The following is a 15,881-nucleotide window of genomic DNA, read 5'->3' as shown; positions in this document are numbered from 1 at the left end:
TCCTTGCACTCCTAGCGACGCTTGGTCTATGCCATACGAAAATTATGGCCTTCGAAATAAAGTGCTACTCGCAATTCCGGAATTCTACCTACATTCCCGGCCGGGATCAGGAAATCTGAACTTGTGCCAGATGTCGGCGATCATGGTGCAAAGTCGCGTCAAACTGGCGGTCGTTCTCGCGCTGGTCGCGGCTCTTGCCGGTCTGGTCCTGTTCCTGATCCATCGCCATCTTATTCGCCCTCTAGAGATGATGGACGAGGCGCTGTCGGCGCTACGTGCCGGCGCCCCGGTCAAACCGTTCGCGCCGGCTGCGATGCGGGAGATCGGTGCCGTCGAGGGGGCGATCGGCCAGTTGCGCGAGGTCATGCACGAGAACGAGAAGGCCCGCCAGCAATTGATCTTTCCGGCGACTACCGACGATCTGACCGGGATGTTCAACCGCCGGCATTGCATGGCGCTTGCCGAGGAAGAAGTCAAGCGTGCGCAGCGCTACGACCGGCCGGTTTGCGTCACCATGGCCGACCTCGATTTCTTCAAGCAGGTCAATGACCGCTACGGACATGCGGTTGGCGACCTGGTGCTGACGTCGATCTCCGAACTGCTGACGAAGACCTTGCGGCAGTCTGACTGTGCGTGTCGTTACGGCGGCGAGAAACTCGCCTTCCTCTTGTCAGAAACGAGCCTGGTCGAAGCGCATCGCCTGGCGGAGCGCCTGCGCCATCGCGTGGCCAAGAACCCGCTGCAGTTGAGCGACGGCGTCTGCCTGCCGATCACCCTGAGCCGGGGACTGGCCGGACGCCAGCCGCGGATCGCTGACGACGTCCCTCAAGCGAGCCGATGAAGCGCTGCACGAGGCCAAGAAGCAGCGACGCAACCGCGTCTTCATCGCTCCGTCCGCCGACCAGGGGTCGTTCAGGGGGTCGGCACTGCCCGAGAAGAATTCCCGCAGCCAGCCACGCTGACCGGTCCGTGGTGCTGCCGGTTACGCCTTCGGCCTTGAACCGTGCGCCTCACCCCGAGACCCTGCCACCCGCTCGGCGCCATTCATTCGAGATCGCGCAGGGCTTGTACGGCTTCTTCGACCCGCCGCACCGGGATCACCTCGATGCCGGCGATGGCCTGCCTGGGTTTGTTGGCTTCGGGGATCATGGCACGCGTAAACCCGAGTTTGGCGGCTTCCCGGAGGCGTTCCTGCCCACGCGGCGCCGGCCGTATCTCGCCCGCCAGACCTACCTCACCGAATACAATAAGTTTCTCCGCCAACGCTCTGTTTTTAAGAGATGAAACGATCGCCAGTGAAACCGCGAGGTCCGCTGCCGGCTCGCTGATCTTGACGCCGCCGACGGCATTCACGAAAACGTCCTGATCGAAGCAAACGATGCCTGCATGGCGGTGCAGAACGGCCAGCAACATCGCCAGACGCTGGGCGTCGAGACCGACCGTCAGCCGTCGCGGGTTGCCGTGCGCCTGATCGACCAGCGCCTGGACCTCGACCAGCAGCGGCCGGGTGCCTTCCTGGGTGACCAGCACGCAGGAACCCGGAACGTCGTAGCCGTGCTTCGACAGAAAGATCGCCGAGGGGTTGCTCACGCCCTTCAGGCCGCGGTCGGTCATCGCGAAGACGCCGATCTCGTTGACCGCGCCGTAGCGGTTCTTTACCGCGCGGATCAAGCGGAAGCTGGAGTGGGTATCGCCCTCGAAGTAGAGCACCGTGTCGACGATGTGTTCGAGCACCCGCGGCCCGGCCAGCGCACCCTCCTTGGTCACGTGTCCGACCAGAATCACGGTGATTCCCGTCTGTTTGGCGAGGCGCGTCAACTGCGCGGCGCATTCGCGTACCTGCGCGACCGATCCCGGCGCCGAGTTGAGTTGATCCGACCACAGCGTCTGGATCGAGTCGATCACCGCCACCTGCGGCTGTACCGATTGCAGCGTGGCCAGGATTTTTTCCAGGTTGATCTCGGCGAGCAGGCGCAGCGCCCGCGTCTCCAGCGACAGGCGCCGGGCGCGCATGGCGATCTGCTGGCCCGATTCCTCGCCGCTGACGTAGAGCACGTTTCGCGCCGCCGACATCTCGGCCAGCGCCTGCAGCAGCAGCGTGCTCTTGCCGATTCCCGGGTCGCCACCAATCAGCACCACCCCACCGGCGACCAGTCCACCACCGAGTGCCCGATCGAACTCGCCGATACCGGTCGGCAGGCGGTCTTCCTCGCGGGCGTCGATCTCACTGAGCGTCTGCACCGCGGAAGTGCCGCTCAGCGCCGCGAAACGCCGCTGCTGGCTGGTCGCCGCCGCTTCGGCGACGGTCTCGACGAGGGTATTCCAGACCCCGCAGCCGGGACACTGTCCCTGCCACTTGGCGGCGCTGGCGCCGCACTCGGTACAGGAGAAAATGGTATTCTGCCGGTCGCCGGCCCTGGCCATGATCAGCCTTCGACCACCGGCACACGCCGGGCCAGCGCGCAGAACAGCTCGTAACTGATGGTCCCCGCTGCGGTCGCCACCTCGTCGGCCGGCAGCCCCTCGCCCCACAGCACCACCGGACTGTTCACGCCAGACTCTGGCAGTTCGGTGAGATCGCAGGCCAGCATGTCCATCGATACCCGCCCCAGGGTCTGCGTCCGGCGACCAGCCACGAGGATCGGTGTCCCGCCGGGTGCGTGCCGTGGGTAGCCGTCGGCATAGCCGCAGGCGACGACGCCGACCCGAGTCGGCACCCGCGCGACAAAGGTACCGCCGTAGCCGACGCGCTCGCCGACGCCGATTTCCTGCACCGCCAGGATCCGGCTGCGCAAGGTCATCACCGGCAGCAGGTCGAGGCTGGCGGCATCCTGATCGGCAAATGGACTGCCACCATAGAGCATGATTCCTGGCCGCACCCAGTCATGGGCGGTTTGCGGATAGCGCAGGATCGCCGCCGAGTTGGCCAGCGACACCGGCAAGCGCTCGGCGTCCGTCCAGCCGGAAATCATCGCCGTGAAGCGTTCGAGCTGCCAGGCGATGCAGCGCTCGCCGCCGTCACCATCGGCTTCGGCGAAGTGGGTCATCAAGGTCACCGCGCCGACCGCCGGCGACGCCGCCAGCTTGCGCCTGACGGCCGGCAGCTGCTCGGCGCGCAGGCCGAGCCGATTCATGCCGGTGTTCAGCTTCAGATAGATCGGCAGGCAAAGCGGCGCTGGCGCCAGCCGCAGCATCTCAAGCTGCTCCAGGCAATGAACGACGGCGGTCAGCTGGTAGGCGGCGCAAACGCTCAGGTCGGCGGCCTCGAAAAACCCCTCGAGCAGGAGAATCGGCTGCCGGATGCCCGCCTCGCGCAGCCGAACCGCCTCGTCGAGGTCGAGCAGTGCAAATCCGTCGGCGACGTCGCCCAGCGCCGCGGCAGCTCGCAGCAGACCATGCCCGTAGGCGTTGGCCTTGACCACTGCCCAGGCCTTTGCTGCGCTGTTGTGGCGGGCGGCGTGCCTGCGGCCGAGCAGGTAATTGTGACGTAGCGCGGCAAGCTTGATGCGCGCCTCGATCGGACGCGGCATCAGCTCGACAGCTCCTTCAGCTTGCTGCGGGCGAATTCGACGAAACTGAGGACGACCTGCGAGCGGAAGCGCTCCTTGGGATAGATCAGCGACAGCGTCCGCTTCAGCGCTGGCCGCAGCGACACGCCGACCAGCGTCCCGAGCTGGCGCTCCTTCTCGAAACTGGCGCGCGAGACGATCGAAAAGCCCAGGCCGGTGGCAACCACGCCTTTCAGTGCTTCCGGGCTCGACAACTCCATCACCGTCCTCAGCTGTTCGGGCTCGACGCCGCAGGCGCGCAAGTAGCTGTCGGTGATTTCGCGAGTGCTCGAACCAGGCTCGCGGGCAATGAAATCGTGCGCCAGCAAGCTCCGCGCGTCGACTTCCTGCTGCCCGGCCAGCGGATGACTCGGGGTGCACACCACCTGCAATTCGTCGTCGCCACAGACCTCGCTCTGCAGGCTCGGCTGCGTCACTTGCGACTCGATCAGGCCGATATCGAGCGTATGCGCGGCGATGGCATTGCTGATCGCTTCCGAGTTGGCCACCGTCAACCGCGCCCGCACCTGCGGATAGCGGACGTTGAACTCACCGAGGATCGGCGGCAGCATGAACTCGGCGATCGTCGTGCTCGCGCCGACCAGCAGGCTGCCGCTCATTTGCCCGGTCATCTCGGCGACGCGGATGTCGAGCTCGGCGGACAGTGCGAGGATCCGCTCGGCGTAATCGAGAACCAGATCGCCGGCCGGTGTCAGCGAGATGCGCCCGCCGCCGCGGTCGAAGAGGCGGGTATTGAAGCGCTCCTCGAGCTGCTTGATCTGAAAGGTCACGGCCGGCTGCGTCATGTGCAGCGCTTCCCCGGCCTTGGTAAAAGAAAGATGTTTGGCGACAGCGTGAAACACCTGCAGGCGACGATCCGCCATAAGCCCTCTCCCGGTTTCGACTTATTCCAGTATTCAAACACAAAAGCGGGGCGCCGGACAGAGAGCCTATTGCCCGATTCGCTGCGACGCCACAGCCTGTCGTAACAAGTTGCGGCCTTTCATGGTATAAGCCCAGCATATCGGAAACCGCCCCCTCCGGAATATTCCATGCCTTTCGGCTTCTACATCATCATGGCTGCGCAGTTTTTTTCAGCGCTGGCCGACAACGTTCTGCTCATCGTAGCCATTTCGATCCTGCGCGACATGCACGCGCCGAGCGAATATGAACCGCTGCTGAAGACCTTCTTCACGGTTTCCTACGTGCTTCTCGCCGCTTTCGTCGGCGCCTTTGCCGACTCGATGCCCAAGTGGCGGGTGATGTTCATCAGCAATGCGATCAAGATCGTCGGTTGCGCGATGATGTACTGGGATGTTCACCCGCTGTTGGCGTATGCCGTGGTCGGCCTCGGCGCAGCCGCCTACTCGCCGGCCAAGTACGGCATCCTGACCGAGTACCTGCCACACCGACTGCTGGTCGTCGCCAATGGCTGGATCGAAGGACTGACGGTCGGCGCGATCATTCTTGGCGTCGTCATCGGTGGCTTGCTGATCCGGCCGGACATCGCCGAGGCAATGCTCCGTCTCGACTTCCCGGTGATCGACACCGGCGTCGATACGGTCGGCGAGATGGCGATCTGTTTCGTTGCCGTCTTTTACCTGCTGGCGGCGCTGTTCAACCTCCGCATTCCCGACACCGGTGTCGATCACCGGGTGCTGCACAAGAACCCCTGGTATCTGCTGCGTGAATTCAACCATTGCCTGCTGCTGCTCTGGCGCGACCGCCTGGGCCAGATTTCACTGGCCGTGACGACGCTGTTTTGGGGCGCTGGCGCCACCCTGCAGTTCATCGTCATCAAGTGGGCCGAGAGCGCGCTGCAACTCGACCTCTCGAAGTCGAGCATGCTGCAAGGCGTGGTCGCCATCGGTGTCGCGCTGGGCGCCGTCGGCGCCGCACGCATGATCACCTTGCGCAAGGCGGTACGCGTGATCCCGCTGGGAATCGCCATGGGGATGATCGTGCTGGCGATGAATTTCGTGCAGCAGCTGTGGCTGGCGATACCGCTACTGGTCCTGATCGGCGCGCTGTCGGGATTCTTCGTGGTGCCGATGAACGCCCTGTTGCAGCACCGTGGCCACATCCTGATGGGTGCCGGCCATTCGATAGCCGTGCAGAACTTCAACGAGAACCTGTCGATCCTGGCGATGACCGGCGTCTACTTCCTGATGGTCCGCTCCGAGATGTCGATCTACCTGGTGATTACGCTGTTCGGCCTGTTCCTCAGCAGCTCGATGTTCCTCGTCAAACGCCTCCACGAAGCCAACCAGCGCCACCACGATGACGTGATCCACCTCGACGACGGCAAGCATTGAGCCGCTCCCCCGGCGCCACCGACTCCGCTACTTCGCGGCATTGAGCTGCTTGACTCCCGCCACGAAGCGCGCCAGCGTCGCCGACAGGACGCCCGGCGGTATCGTCAGCTCGATCAGCTGAAAGCGACCGCGCGTCGCTACCGCCTGATCGAGCGCCGCCTTGAGTTCGGCGCGGCTACCCACCCGTACGCCATCACCACCCAGTCCGGCCGCCATTTCGGCGAAACCCCAGTGCCCGAGGTCATTGAACGACGATTCCGGCTGGAAGGTGCGCAGCATTTCCCAACTGGCGTTGTTGAACACCAGGACGATCGGATCCCAGCCGTAGCGCTGGCAGTTGCCGAGTTCCCAGCCTGTCATCTGGAATGCCCCGTCCCCGACCAGGATCAGCGGTCGCTGCCCGGTCGCGGCCTGCAGGCCCAGCCCCGCCGGCACGCCGAAGCCCATCGTCGCGTAATACCCCGGGGCGACCAGCGCCGTGTGCTCGATGTCCATGGCGGTAAACAGGCAGTCGCCGATGTCCGAGGCGATCGGCAGCTTGCCGTATTCGGCCATCAGGTCGTTGACCGCCGCGGCAATGTCGGTCGGCGTCAGCGTCGCCTGATCGGCGAGCATCCCGCGCGGGAAACTGCGCGGCGTCATTGCATAAGCCTGTTCGCCGTCAGGAACGCGCTCCAGCAGCCGATCGACCAGCGCCGTCAGAGGAATCTGCGGGTAGGTATGGTGGGCGATCGTCACCCGCTCATCGAGCGCCTGAATCGTCTTGCGCAGGTCGATCTTGCTCGCCGAAACGCCGAAGTTGGTATCGCAGACGATCACTCCGAGCAGGAACAGCCCGTCCGAGTTCTCGACCAGTTCGGTAACTTCGGGCAGACCCGCAACGCCCATGTAGGTGCCGACCAATGGGACGTCGGCATCGGCCAGCAGGCCGCGGCCCATGAAACTGGTGACCACCGGCAAACCAAGTCGGCGAGCGAGCTCGGCCACCCGCTCTTCAAGCCCGAAGCGACGGACCTCGACACCGACCATCAACGCCGGCCTGCTGGCCCGCTGCAGGCGTGCACGAATCTCGTCGACGCAGGCCTCGAGCGCGTCCTGATCGACTGCCGGCACGCGCGGCGGCGGCACCGCCTGACAGGGTTTGCCGACCATGTCGCGCGGCAGTTCGATATACACCGGCCGCGAGTAGCGCAGACAATGGCCGAGGACGCGGGCGATGCCGGCCGGCGCCCGCCCGGCGTCATCAAGCCGCAACTGGTCGCAGGTAATCTCCCGGAAGATCTGGAACTGTGAATCCAGCGTCTTGGCCTGATGGTGCAGCAGCAGACCGGCCTTCGACTCGTTCTTGCCCGGTCCGCCGGAAAGGACCACCAGCGGCGACTTCTCGGCATACGCCGCAGCCACCGGGTTGATCATGTTCAGCGCGCCGGCACCGTAGGTGACGGCGGCGACGCCTAGCCCGCCGACCATCCGGACCGCCGCGTCAGCAGCAAAACCGACGCCCGGTTCGTGCGACAGGGTGTATAGCGGCAGGATCCGTGATTCCTCGATGATCTTGAAAAAAGGCAGCGCAAAATCGCCAGGGATGCCGAAAATCTGCCGGGCGCCATTTGCTTTCAGCGCGTGCAGCAGCGATTCCGTGAGGTTCATCGCGATTTCTCCCGTCTCGTGGAAGGCCACATGATGACAGCAATGCCGCGCAAGATGCATTGGAAATGGTGGCGAAAACCCCTATACTGCGCACATTTCATGCGCGAAACGGCCAATTGATGTCCAAAATCACCATCGACCGCTACGACCTTGCACTGCTCGAAGCACTGCAGCGCAAAGGCAACGCCACCAACGCGACGCTCGGCGAGCAGATCAAGCTCTCGGCGTCGCAGATCAGCCGGCGCATCCAGCGCCTCGAAGAAGACGGCATCATCGCCGGTTACGTCGCCCTGCTCGCCCCGCCAGCGCTGGGACTGGGGGTTACCGCCTTTGCCCAGGTGATCCTCGAAAGCCATGGCGACACCGCCAGCGAGACCTTCGAATCCGCGGTCGCGGCGATGCCCGAAGTCCTTGATTGCTTCTCGATCAGCGGCGACGCCGACTACATGCTGCGGATCGTCGTTCCCGATCTGGCGGCGTTCTCGGAGCTGATGATGAAGCGCATGTTGTGCTTGCCAGGCGTCGCCCGCATCAAGACCAGTATCGCGCTGCACACCGTGAAGCAGACGCACATCATGCCTCTGGGTCACCTGACGCAGCCGAGCAAGCCGCGCCAGCGCGTCCGCTACGCCGACGACTAGAAGCGTCCGCGGCTTCCGCAAGCTGCCGCCGCAGCGCTAGAGCAGCAGCGGCGCATTCGGCAGCTCGTCCGGGTTCTCGCCCGGTGCGGGAAAGTGTTCACGCAGCGCCTCCGTAATCGTGTTCAGCGCCAGTAGCGTGCCGCGTTCGAACTCGCCAGCCTGAAAAGCGCTCTCCACCTTCCGGCAGACACCGCGCCAGAACTCTCCCCCGACCCTGGCGTCTATCCCCCGGTCGGCGACGATTTCGACCCGTCGGTCGATCAGTTGGAGATAGATCAGCACGCCGCTGTTGCAGGCCGTGTCCCACACTCCCAACTGGGCGAACAGGTCGATCGCGCGCTGGCGCGGCGTTTGATCACGCCAGAGTCCCGGCAGCGGCAGGTTGGCTTCGACCACCACCCGCAACTCGCCAAGATGCGTCGATTCCGAAGCGGCGACGGCCTCCTCGATGCGGCGCAGGAGCGTCGGCGAGAAAGCGCGCAGTACCCACCAGTCGGGCAGCAGCAGGTGCCGCAGGAGCCTTGTCAATTGCATCACCAGCCTCCCGAAGCGCCGCCGCCGCCAAAACGGCCGCCGCCCCCTGAAAAGCCGCCGGAACCGCCCCCGCCACCACCCCACGGACCGCCGCGCGAAGACCCGACAACGGGACCCAGAACTCCGGCAAACAGCGCGGCAAGGAAGGCGAGCAGGCCGACGAGCGCCGCCACCAGCAGCGACGAGAGCAGCATCGCAGCAATCACTCCGGCAGCTACGGCAATCATGGCAGCCGCCAGAAAACGCCCGAAAATGGCGCGCAGCACGCGCCCGACGACGAACACCAGGATGAAGCCGGCGATCAGCAGCGTCTCGAAGGGTTCCTGGCCGCCAGTCGGCGTGCTCGCCGCCGCCCGTGGCGGCGGCAGCGGCTCGCCGCCGATCACCTTGAGCATCGCGTCGACGCCGGCATCGATACCGCCGGCAAAGTCCCCTTGCTTGAAACGCGGACTGATCGTTTCGCTGATGATGCGCTTCGCGGTGGCATCGTTCAGCGCGCCCTCGAGACCGTAGCCGACCTCGATGCGCAGCTTCCGGTCGTCCCTGGCGACCAGCAGCAGCGCGCCGTCGTCGACTCCCTGCCGGCCCAGCTTCCACGCCTCGACGACGCGCAGCGCGTATTGCTCGACGGCTTCGGGTTGTACCGTCGGAACGACCAGTACGGCGACCTGCGCGCCCTTCGCACGCTCGAACGCCGCCAGCTTCGCCTCGATCATCGTCCGCTGCTCGGCGGCGAGGGTGCCGGTCAGGTCGGTGACCCGCCCGCCCAGCGGCGGGATCGGCTGCAATTGCGCGCCGAACGCGAAACCGACCCCGAACTGCAGGAAAACGGCCAGCAGCCAGGCCAGCAGCCGCAGGAAGAAAGTGGTCATCGGCGGCTACGCGCTGGCATGCGGCTAATACGAGGGAGCCGGGGCGCTCTTGCCGGCGGCGGCCGGCGCCGAGAAATCGACTTTCGGTGCGGTCGAGATCGCCTTCTCGTTGTCGACCGTGAAGTTCGGCTTGACGCTGTAACCGAAGATCATCGCCGTCAGGTTGTTCGGGAAAGTGCGCACCGAGACGTTGTACGCTTCGACCGACTTGATGTAGCGGTTGCGGGCCACCGCAATCCGGTTCTCGGTCCCCTCCAGTTGCGCCTGCAGGTCGCGAAAGGCGGCGTCCGCCTTGAGCTGCGGATAATTCTCGGCGACCACCAGGAGTCGTGACAGAGCGCTCGTCAGACCGGCCTGCGCCTGCTGAAACCTGGCCAGAGCGGCAGGATCATTGGCCAGTTCCGGCGTCGCCTGAATGCCTCCCACCTGCGCGCGCGCCTGTGTCACCTGGGTCAGCACTTCCTTTTCGTGGCTGGCGTAGCCCTGAACGGTGCTGACCAGATTGGGGACCAGGTCGGCGCGCCGCTGATACTGGTTGATGACCTCGGCCCAAGCTGACTTGACCGCCTCGTCACCGGTCTGGAAGGCATTGTAGCCGCAGCCGGAGAGCAGGCTGGAAAGGACGATGACGAGGGTCATGAGGCGGATGCGCATGGCAGCTTCCTTCAAGGCAAATGAACAGGCTGATGGTCAGATGGCGACGGTCAGCGATTTCTCAAGATGGCGCGAGGCACTCAGTGCGATGGCGGTTCCGCCGGTTCCTCCGATTTGGCGGCACGCAGCAGCGCGCGGGCGCGGCACAGGTCTTCCCAGGCCTTGGCCTTGTCGGACATGGTACGCAACAGATAGGCAGGATGATAGCTGACCACCACCGGGATGCCGGCGCCGGCGCTGTCCGTTCCCCGGTAGGCGAAAGGTTTGCCCCGCAAACTGGCCAGCGAGCCCGTCTCGCCGAGGACCGAGTGCGCCGCCGCACGGCCCAGGAGGACGATCAACCGGGGGCGGATCAGCGCGATCTGGCGCTGCAGGTAGGGCGCGCAAGTGGCCATCTCGGCAGCCTCCGGGGTGCGATTTCCCGGCGGGCGGCACTTCACTGCGTTGGCGATATAGACGTTCTTGCCGCGTCGCAGATCGATCGCCTCCAGCATCGCATCAAGCAGCTGGCCGGCCGGCCCGACGAAAGGCTCGCCGCGCGCGTCTTCTTCGGCCCCCGGTCCTTCGCCGATGAACAGCCAGTCGGCGTTCACGTCGCCGACACCGAGCACCGCCTGCCGTCGCGCCTGACAGAGCCCGCAGGCGCGACACGCGGCGACGCTTTGCTGCAACTGCTCCCAGCCCATGGCGGCGATCGCCGCTGCCCGGTTGGCTGGCGGCTGCAGAACGGCACTGGCCGCCGCCGCGCCTGCCGCCACCTCCTGGCGACGATCATCGGCCGCAGGCGCGCCCAAGGGCGCCTGCGTCGCGCTTTCGACCGACGCCTGCGCGCGCAAACACCACTGTGGCCCGAGCCCCATCTCGCGCAGCAACTCGGCACGCGTCAGGCCCTGGTGTCCGGGATTGCGGGCGCTCATGCGGAATCCTCGGTCAGCGCGTGCCGCAGCACCAGCGCATCCTCACGGCCCATTTCGGCCTCGTAGTAGGCGCGCCGAACGCCGATCTGCTGAAAACCGAAATGCCGGTACAGCGTCAGCGCCTTGCCGTTCGACGGCCGTACCTCGAGCAATAGCGTCGTTGCTCCTCCCCGGCGGGCTCCCGACATCGCGTGGCGCAGCAGGCGGGCGCCGAAGCCCATCCCCTGGCGTCTCTCGGCAACACTGAGGTTGAGCAAGTGGGCTTCATCGAGAGCCAGCATCAGCACGTAGTAGCCGACCAGCTGGCCAGCAACCCGGCACCCCCAGCTGCTGTAGCCGGCGGCGATCGAGTCGACGAAATTGCCACGCGTCCAGGGAAACGGATAAACGCCTTGTTCGACTTCCAGCATCTGGTCGATGTCGCCATGGCCTATCGGCAGGATCTCCACCCGCGGTGCGAGAACGGCGCTCACGCCTTGCCACCGGTGGCCAGGCGTTCGGCAACCGTCAACGCGACCTTGTTGCGCACGTACAGCGGCGCCGCGTCGGCCGCATCGACGGTTTCGCCGCGCCCCAGGCACGCCGCAGCGAGGCGGGCGACGGCGCCGGCATCCGGCATCAGTTCGGGCTGCCACGCCTGCACGCAGATGGCCAGGCGATCGCGCAGCTCCGGGTAAGCCGCCAGTCCATTGCCACAGGCCAGCCAATCGGCCGAGTCGGGAAGCGACGCCTCCGACGGCCGGCACAAGACCACCGGAGCCAGAGGCATGCCGTCGGCGAACAGGGCGTAATAGACCTCGCCCATGCGCGCATCGAGCGCCACGATCACCCGTTGACCGGCGCTCGCCAGCGCCATGGCGTCCAAGGTGCCGACCGGAATGACCGGCAGCTCGCGCGCAACGGCCAGTCCCTGCGCGACGCCGCAGGCGACGCGCAGACCGGTAAACGAACCCGGGCCAGCGGCGAAGGCGATCGCCTGCAGGTCGGCAAAGCGCAGGCCTGCTTCGCGCATCGTCGCCTGGATCAGCGGCAGCAGCGTCTCCGAGTGCGAAACGCCGACCGGGCAGTGACGCCGCAACACCTCGCCGTCGCGCCAGACGGCGATGCTGCCCAGCTCGGTGGAGGTCTCGATGGCAAGCAGATTCATGCGCCGCATTTTACCCGTCCTGGTCGCCGCCGTCGCCTGTATGCCCTAGCGCGAGCCATTGCCATGTCTCCCGGCGGGCGCTTGCCAACGCCGCTGGAAGCGTCAGGCGGGGACCGGCCTTCTGACCCGCGAAGCAACCCGCAAGCCGCTGCTGGCCGCCGGTTTGGCCGCTCGGGGCCTTTGCCGATACAATGGGAGGGAATAGAAGGGCTCCTGCGGACGCGATGGGATCGCGTTCGATCTCACAACCACAGCATTGAAAGTGTCGCGATGAAAGTACTGCTATTGACCCGGGAATACCCCCCCAACGTGTACGGCGGAGCGGGCGTGCATGTCGAGTATCTGGCTGACGAACTGGCCCGGCTGATGCACGTCGAAGTGCGCTGTTTTGGTGATCAGGACACGGTCAGCGGCGGTGTGCGGGTCAAGGGCTACCCGTTCGGCAAGGGCAGTTTCGCCCACGTCGACAAGAAACTCAGTGGCGCGCTGGATACCTTCGAAACCAACCTCGAGACCTTGAGCGAACAGGTCGACGCCGATCTGGTGCATGTGCACACCTGGTACGCCCACCTCGGCGGCATCCTCGCGAAAAATCTGTACGGCATTCCACTGATCCATACCGTGCATTCGCTGGAACCCCTGCGCCCGTGGAAGCGCGAGCAGCTGGGCTGTGGCTACGACATGTCTTCGTGGATCGAGCGCACCTCGCTGAACATGGCTGATGCGGTGATCGCCGTCTCTCAAGGGACCAAGGCCGACATTCTCGAACACTTCGACATCGATCCGGACAAGATTTCCGTCATCTACAACGGCATCAAGGTTGAGCAATACCGCCCAACGACCAATGCCAGCGCCCTCGAACAGCACTTCATCGACCCGGAAAAACCGATCGTCCTGTTCGTCGGCAGGATCACCCGCCAGAAGGGCATCCTGCACCTGGTGAACGCGGTCCGCTACATCAACCCCGAGGCGCAGGTGGTGCTTTGCGCGGGCTCGCCCGATACCGCGGAAGTGCGCGCCGAGATGGAAGACGCGGTCAAGGCGGTTCGTCACGAAGGCTTCAGGAACCTGATCTGGATTCAGGAGATGCTCAGCAAACCCGAAGTCATCCAGCTCTATTCGCATGCCACGGTATTCTGCTGTCCATCCATCTATGAGCCTTTCGGGATCATCAACCTGGAAGCCATGGCTTGCCGCACGGCGGTCGTCGCGAGTGCGGTCGGCGGCATCAAGGAGGTCGTCATCGATGGTGTCACCGGCTATCTGGTACCGCTCGAACAACTGCACGTGGCGCCCTTCGAGCCGGTGAACCCCGACGCCTTCTCGCGTGATCTCGCAACGGCAATCAACAAGATCCTCGACAACCCCGAACTCGCCGAGTCAATGGCCGCCGCCGGCCAGCAACGCGCTCGCGAGGTGTTCAGCTGGTCGAGCATTGCCCAACAAACGAAGACTCTCTACGATTCGCTGCTGAAATAGACCCCCTTGCTGCCGCCCGGCCGCAGGCATCGGGGTCGAACGGGCTGCCGACCGTCAGCCCGACCGTGCATTCCCATTCGGATCAGAACAGATCTGCCTTGATCGCATCCCTCCGGCGCCGCCGGTTCAGTATTCAGGAGCTGCAACGATGATTCCTCAAGACTACCCCCGTGTAAATATCGAAGCCGTTCAGCCACAGATCGAGTGCGGCCGCTACCCGATAAAGCGCGTCGTCGGCGAAAGGGTTGCCGTCAGTGCCGACATCTACAAGGAAGGGCACGACAAGCTGGCTGCCATCCTCAAGGCGCGCAGGGTGGGCGATGAGAAATGGCAGGAAAGCCCGATGACGCTGGCTCTCAACGACGACTGGAGCGGTGAGTTCACGGTCACCGAGATCGGCCCCTGGGAGTACACCATCGAGGCCTACGCCGATCACTACCTGTCCTGGGTGGAAGAAATCAGCAAGAAAAACGTCCCCGGTGCCAAGCTCGAAAGCGAGTTGCTCGAGGGACTCGCGATCATCAGAAAATCGGCGGTCGCCGCCAAAGGCGAGGACCGTGCGCGCATCAACGGCATCGTCTCGGCGATCGAAAGCGCGATGGCCGCGGGTGAGCAGCAGGGCGCGGTCGATCTTGGCGTCGGCGGCGTGCTGCGCAGCCTGATGGCCAGGTACCCCGATCGCAGCGAGGGCTACCAACTGGCGCCAGCGCTGAAGATCATGGTCAATCGGCCGATCAGCCGTTTTGCCGCCTGGTACGAGTTCTTTCCGCGTTCGCAGGGCAGCGCCCCGTATCGCCATGGCACGCTTAAGGACAGCATCCTCCGCTTGCACGACATCAAGGCGATGGGCTTCGACGTCGTCTATCTGCCGCCGATTCACCCGATCGGGCACAGCTTCCGCAAAGGCAAGAACAACAGTCTCGAGGCCGGCCCCAACGACGTCGGCAGTCCGTGGGCGATCGGCAACGAGCATGGCGGCCACACCGGGCTGGAACCAAAGCTTGGCACCTGGGACGACTGGGATCTGTTCGTCGCCACCTGTCGTGAGCTGCAGATCGAGATAGCCCTCGATTACGTGATGAACTGCTCGCCGGATCATCCCTACGTCAGCGAACATCCGGAATGGTTTTTCCACCGGCCGGATGGTTCGATCAAGTACGCCGAGAACCCGCCCAAGAAGTACCAGGACGTCTATCCGCTGAACTTCGGGACCAGCGACCGCGAGGGCTTGTGGCAGGAGATGCTCAGGATCTTCCTGTTCTGGATCGACAAGGGGGTGACCACTTTTCGTGTCGACAACCCGCATACCAAACCGGTCGCATTCTGGGAATGGGTGATCGGCCAGGTGCATCTGCAGCACCCCGGCGTGATTTTCCTGGCCGAAGCCTTTACCAAGCCGAAGATGATGCGGCTGCTGGCCAAAGCCGGCTACGCGCAGTCCTACACCTACTTCACCTGGCGCAACACCAAGGAGGAACTCACCGAGTACGTCAGCGAGCTGACCAGTGGCCCGATGAAGGACTACTTCACCGGCAACTTCTTCGCCAATACGCCGGACATCCTGCCGCCGATCCTGCAGGTTGGCGGGCGGCCGGCGTTCATCATGCGGGCCGTACTGGCCGCCACGCTGTCGTCGGTCTACGGCATCTACAGCGGTTACGAACTGTGCGAAAACGCGGCGATTCCGGGCAAGGAGGAATACCTGGACTCGGAGAAGTACGAAATCAAGGTGCGCAACTGGCGATCACCAGGCAACATTGTCGACATCATCACCCGCATCAATCAAGCCCGGCGCGAGTCCCCTGCCCTGCACGGCTACAACAATGTGCTTTTCCTGGCCACCGACAATCCGAATATCATCGTCTACGCCAAGATGACCGACGACCGCTCGGATATCGTCGTCTGCGCCGTGAACCTGGATCCATTTCACCAACAGGCGGCAACCGTCCAGATCCCGCTCGGCACCTTCGGCATCGCCTGGGACGAACAATACCAGGCGCACGACCTGCTGACCGACCGCAGCTACCGCTGGAGCGGCCCGACCGCCTACGTCGAACTCAGCCCGCACACCACGATGGCGCACATCATCAAGATCCGCCGCTGGTAAGCAAGCGGCCGGGGAGA

15 protein-coding genes are annotated in these 15,881 nt (G+C 64.6%); 5 read left to right on the top strand and 10 right to left on the bottom strand.

The features are described from left to right. Positions 1-130 precede the first annotated feature (130 nt). Positions 131-841 (top strand): GGDEF domain-containing protein, encoded by a 711-nt coding sequence (locus Q1L50_RS03560; protein WP_300335958.1) that lies wholly within the window; start codon positions 131-133, stop codon positions 839-841. Between the two features lie 203 nt (positions 842-1,044). On the opposite strand, the gene radA is transcribed toward Q1L50_RS03560, so the two are convergent. From radA to Q1L50_RS03545, 3 genes are read right to left on the bottom strand one after another with little or no spacing between them, the layout of a single operon-like run. After that, positions 1,045-2,424, bottom strand: coding sequence for a DNA repair protein RadA (radA, locus tag Q1L50_RS03555; RefSeq protein WP_300335948.1), 1,380 nt, complete (start codon positions 2,422-2,424; stop codon positions 1,045-1,047). A 2-nt stretch (positions 2,425-2,426) separates the two neighbouring features. Then, positions 2,427-3,530 carry an alanine racemase gene (gene alr, locus Q1L50_RS03550; protein WP_300335947.1) on the bottom strand — a complete coding sequence of 368 codons (1,104 nt, stop codon included), beginning with the start codon at positions 3,528-3,530 and terminating at the stop codon, positions 2,427-2,429. Continuing rightward, a complete protein-coding gene (locus tag Q1L50_RS03545) occupies positions 3,530-4,432 on the bottom strand; it encodes a LysR family transcriptional regulator (protein ID WP_300335946.1) in 903 nt (300 codons plus the stop codon). Before Q1L50_RS03545 ends, alr begins: the two co-directional genes overlap by 1 nt. 168 nt (positions 4,433-4,600) lie before the next feature. On the opposite strand from Q1L50_RS03545, the gene lplT reads away from it, so the two are divergent. After that, positions 4,601-5,863 (top strand): lysophospholipid transporter LplT, encoded by a 1,263-nt coding sequence (lplT, locus tag Q1L50_RS03540; protein ID WP_300335945.1) that lies wholly within the window; start codon positions 4,601-4,603, stop codon positions 5,861-5,863. 27 nt (positions 5,864-5,890) lie between these two features. Here the strand turns inward: lplT and ipdC are convergent, their stop codons facing one another. After that, on the bottom strand, positions 5,891-7,513 hold the full coding sequence (ipdC, locus tag Q1L50_RS03535) for an indolepyruvate/phenylpyruvate decarboxylase (protein WP_300335943.1): 1,623 nt from the start codon (positions 7,511-7,513) through the stop codon (positions 5,891-5,893). A 119-nt stretch (positions 7,514-7,632) separates the two neighbouring features. Between ipdC and Q1L50_RS03530 the strand changes: the two genes are divergently transcribed. Then, entirely contained in the window at positions 7,633-8,154 is a 522-nt protein-coding gene (locus Q1L50_RS03530; protein WP_300335941.1) for an Lrp/AsnC family transcriptional regulator, read from the top strand. 36 nt (positions 8,155-8,190) lie between these two features. On the opposite strand, the gene Q1L50_RS03525 is transcribed toward Q1L50_RS03530, so the two are convergent. From Q1L50_RS03525 to tsaB, 6 genes are all read right to left on the bottom strand, one after another. Then, positions 8,191-8,688: a TPM domain-containing protein gene (locus Q1L50_RS03525; protein WP_300335939.1), complete on the bottom strand. Its 498-nt coding sequence runs from the start codon at positions 8,686-8,688 to the stop codon at positions 8,191-8,193. Then, entirely contained in the window at positions 8,688-9,560 is an 873-nt protein-coding gene (locus Q1L50_RS03520) for a YgcG family protein (RefSeq protein WP_300335938.1), read from the bottom strand. The genes Q1L50_RS03525 and Q1L50_RS03520 overlap by 1 nt, the downstream gene beginning before the upstream one ends. Before the next feature lie 24 nt (positions 9,561-9,584). Beyond that, on the bottom strand, positions 9,585-10,214 hold the full coding sequence (locus Q1L50_RS03515; RefSeq protein WP_300335937.1) for a LemA family protein: 630 nt from the start codon (positions 10,212-10,214) through the stop codon (positions 9,585-9,587). Between the two features lie 80 nt (positions 10,215-10,294). Continuing rightward, positions 10,295-11,131 carry a uracil-DNA glycosylase gene (locus Q1L50_RS03510; protein ID WP_300335936.1) on the bottom strand — a complete coding sequence of 279 codons (837 nt, stop codon included), beginning with the start codon at positions 11,129-11,131 and terminating at the stop codon, positions 10,295-10,297. After that, the gene (rimI, locus tag Q1L50_RS03505) at positions 11,128-11,604 is read right to left on the bottom strand and encodes a ribosomal protein S18-alanine N-acetyltransferase (RefSeq protein ID WP_300335935.1); all 477 of its coding nucleotides are present in this window, start codon (positions 11,602-11,604) and stop codon (positions 11,128-11,130) included. The genes Q1L50_RS03510 and rimI overlap by 4 nt, the downstream gene beginning before the upstream one ends. Further along, complete coding sequence (tsaB, locus tag Q1L50_RS03500; RefSeq protein WP_300335933.1) at positions 11,601-12,287, bottom strand: tRNA (adenosine(37)-N6)-threonylcarbamoyltransferase complex dimerization subunit type 1 TsaB; 687 nt, start codon at positions 12,285-12,287, stop codon at positions 11,601-11,603. The genes rimI and tsaB overlap by 4 nt, the downstream gene beginning before the upstream one ends. A gap of 261 nt (positions 12,288-12,548) precedes the next feature. Between tsaB and glgA the strand changes: the two genes are divergently transcribed. Next, positions 12,549-13,757 (top strand): glycogen synthase, encoded by a 1,209-nt coding sequence (gene glgA / locus Q1L50_RS03495; protein WP_300335931.1) that lies wholly within the window; start codon positions 12,549-12,551, stop codon positions 13,755-13,757. Positions 13,758-13,905: 148 nt separating this feature from the next. Continuing rightward, complete coding sequence (locus Q1L50_RS03490; protein WP_300335929.1) at positions 13,906-15,864, top strand: alpha-1,4-glucan--maltose-1-phosphate maltosyltransferase; 1,959 nt, start codon at positions 13,906-13,908, stop codon at positions 15,862-15,864. Positions 15,865-15,881: the final 17 nt, after the last annotated feature.

Origin of the sequence: Accumulibacter sp., assembly GCF_029255145.1 — a bacterium.
GTDB lineage: Bacteria > Pseudomonadota > Gammaproteobacteria > Burkholderiales > Rhodocyclaceae > Accumulibacter.
This window is presented reverse-complemented; position numbering and strand designations above follow the sequence as displayed.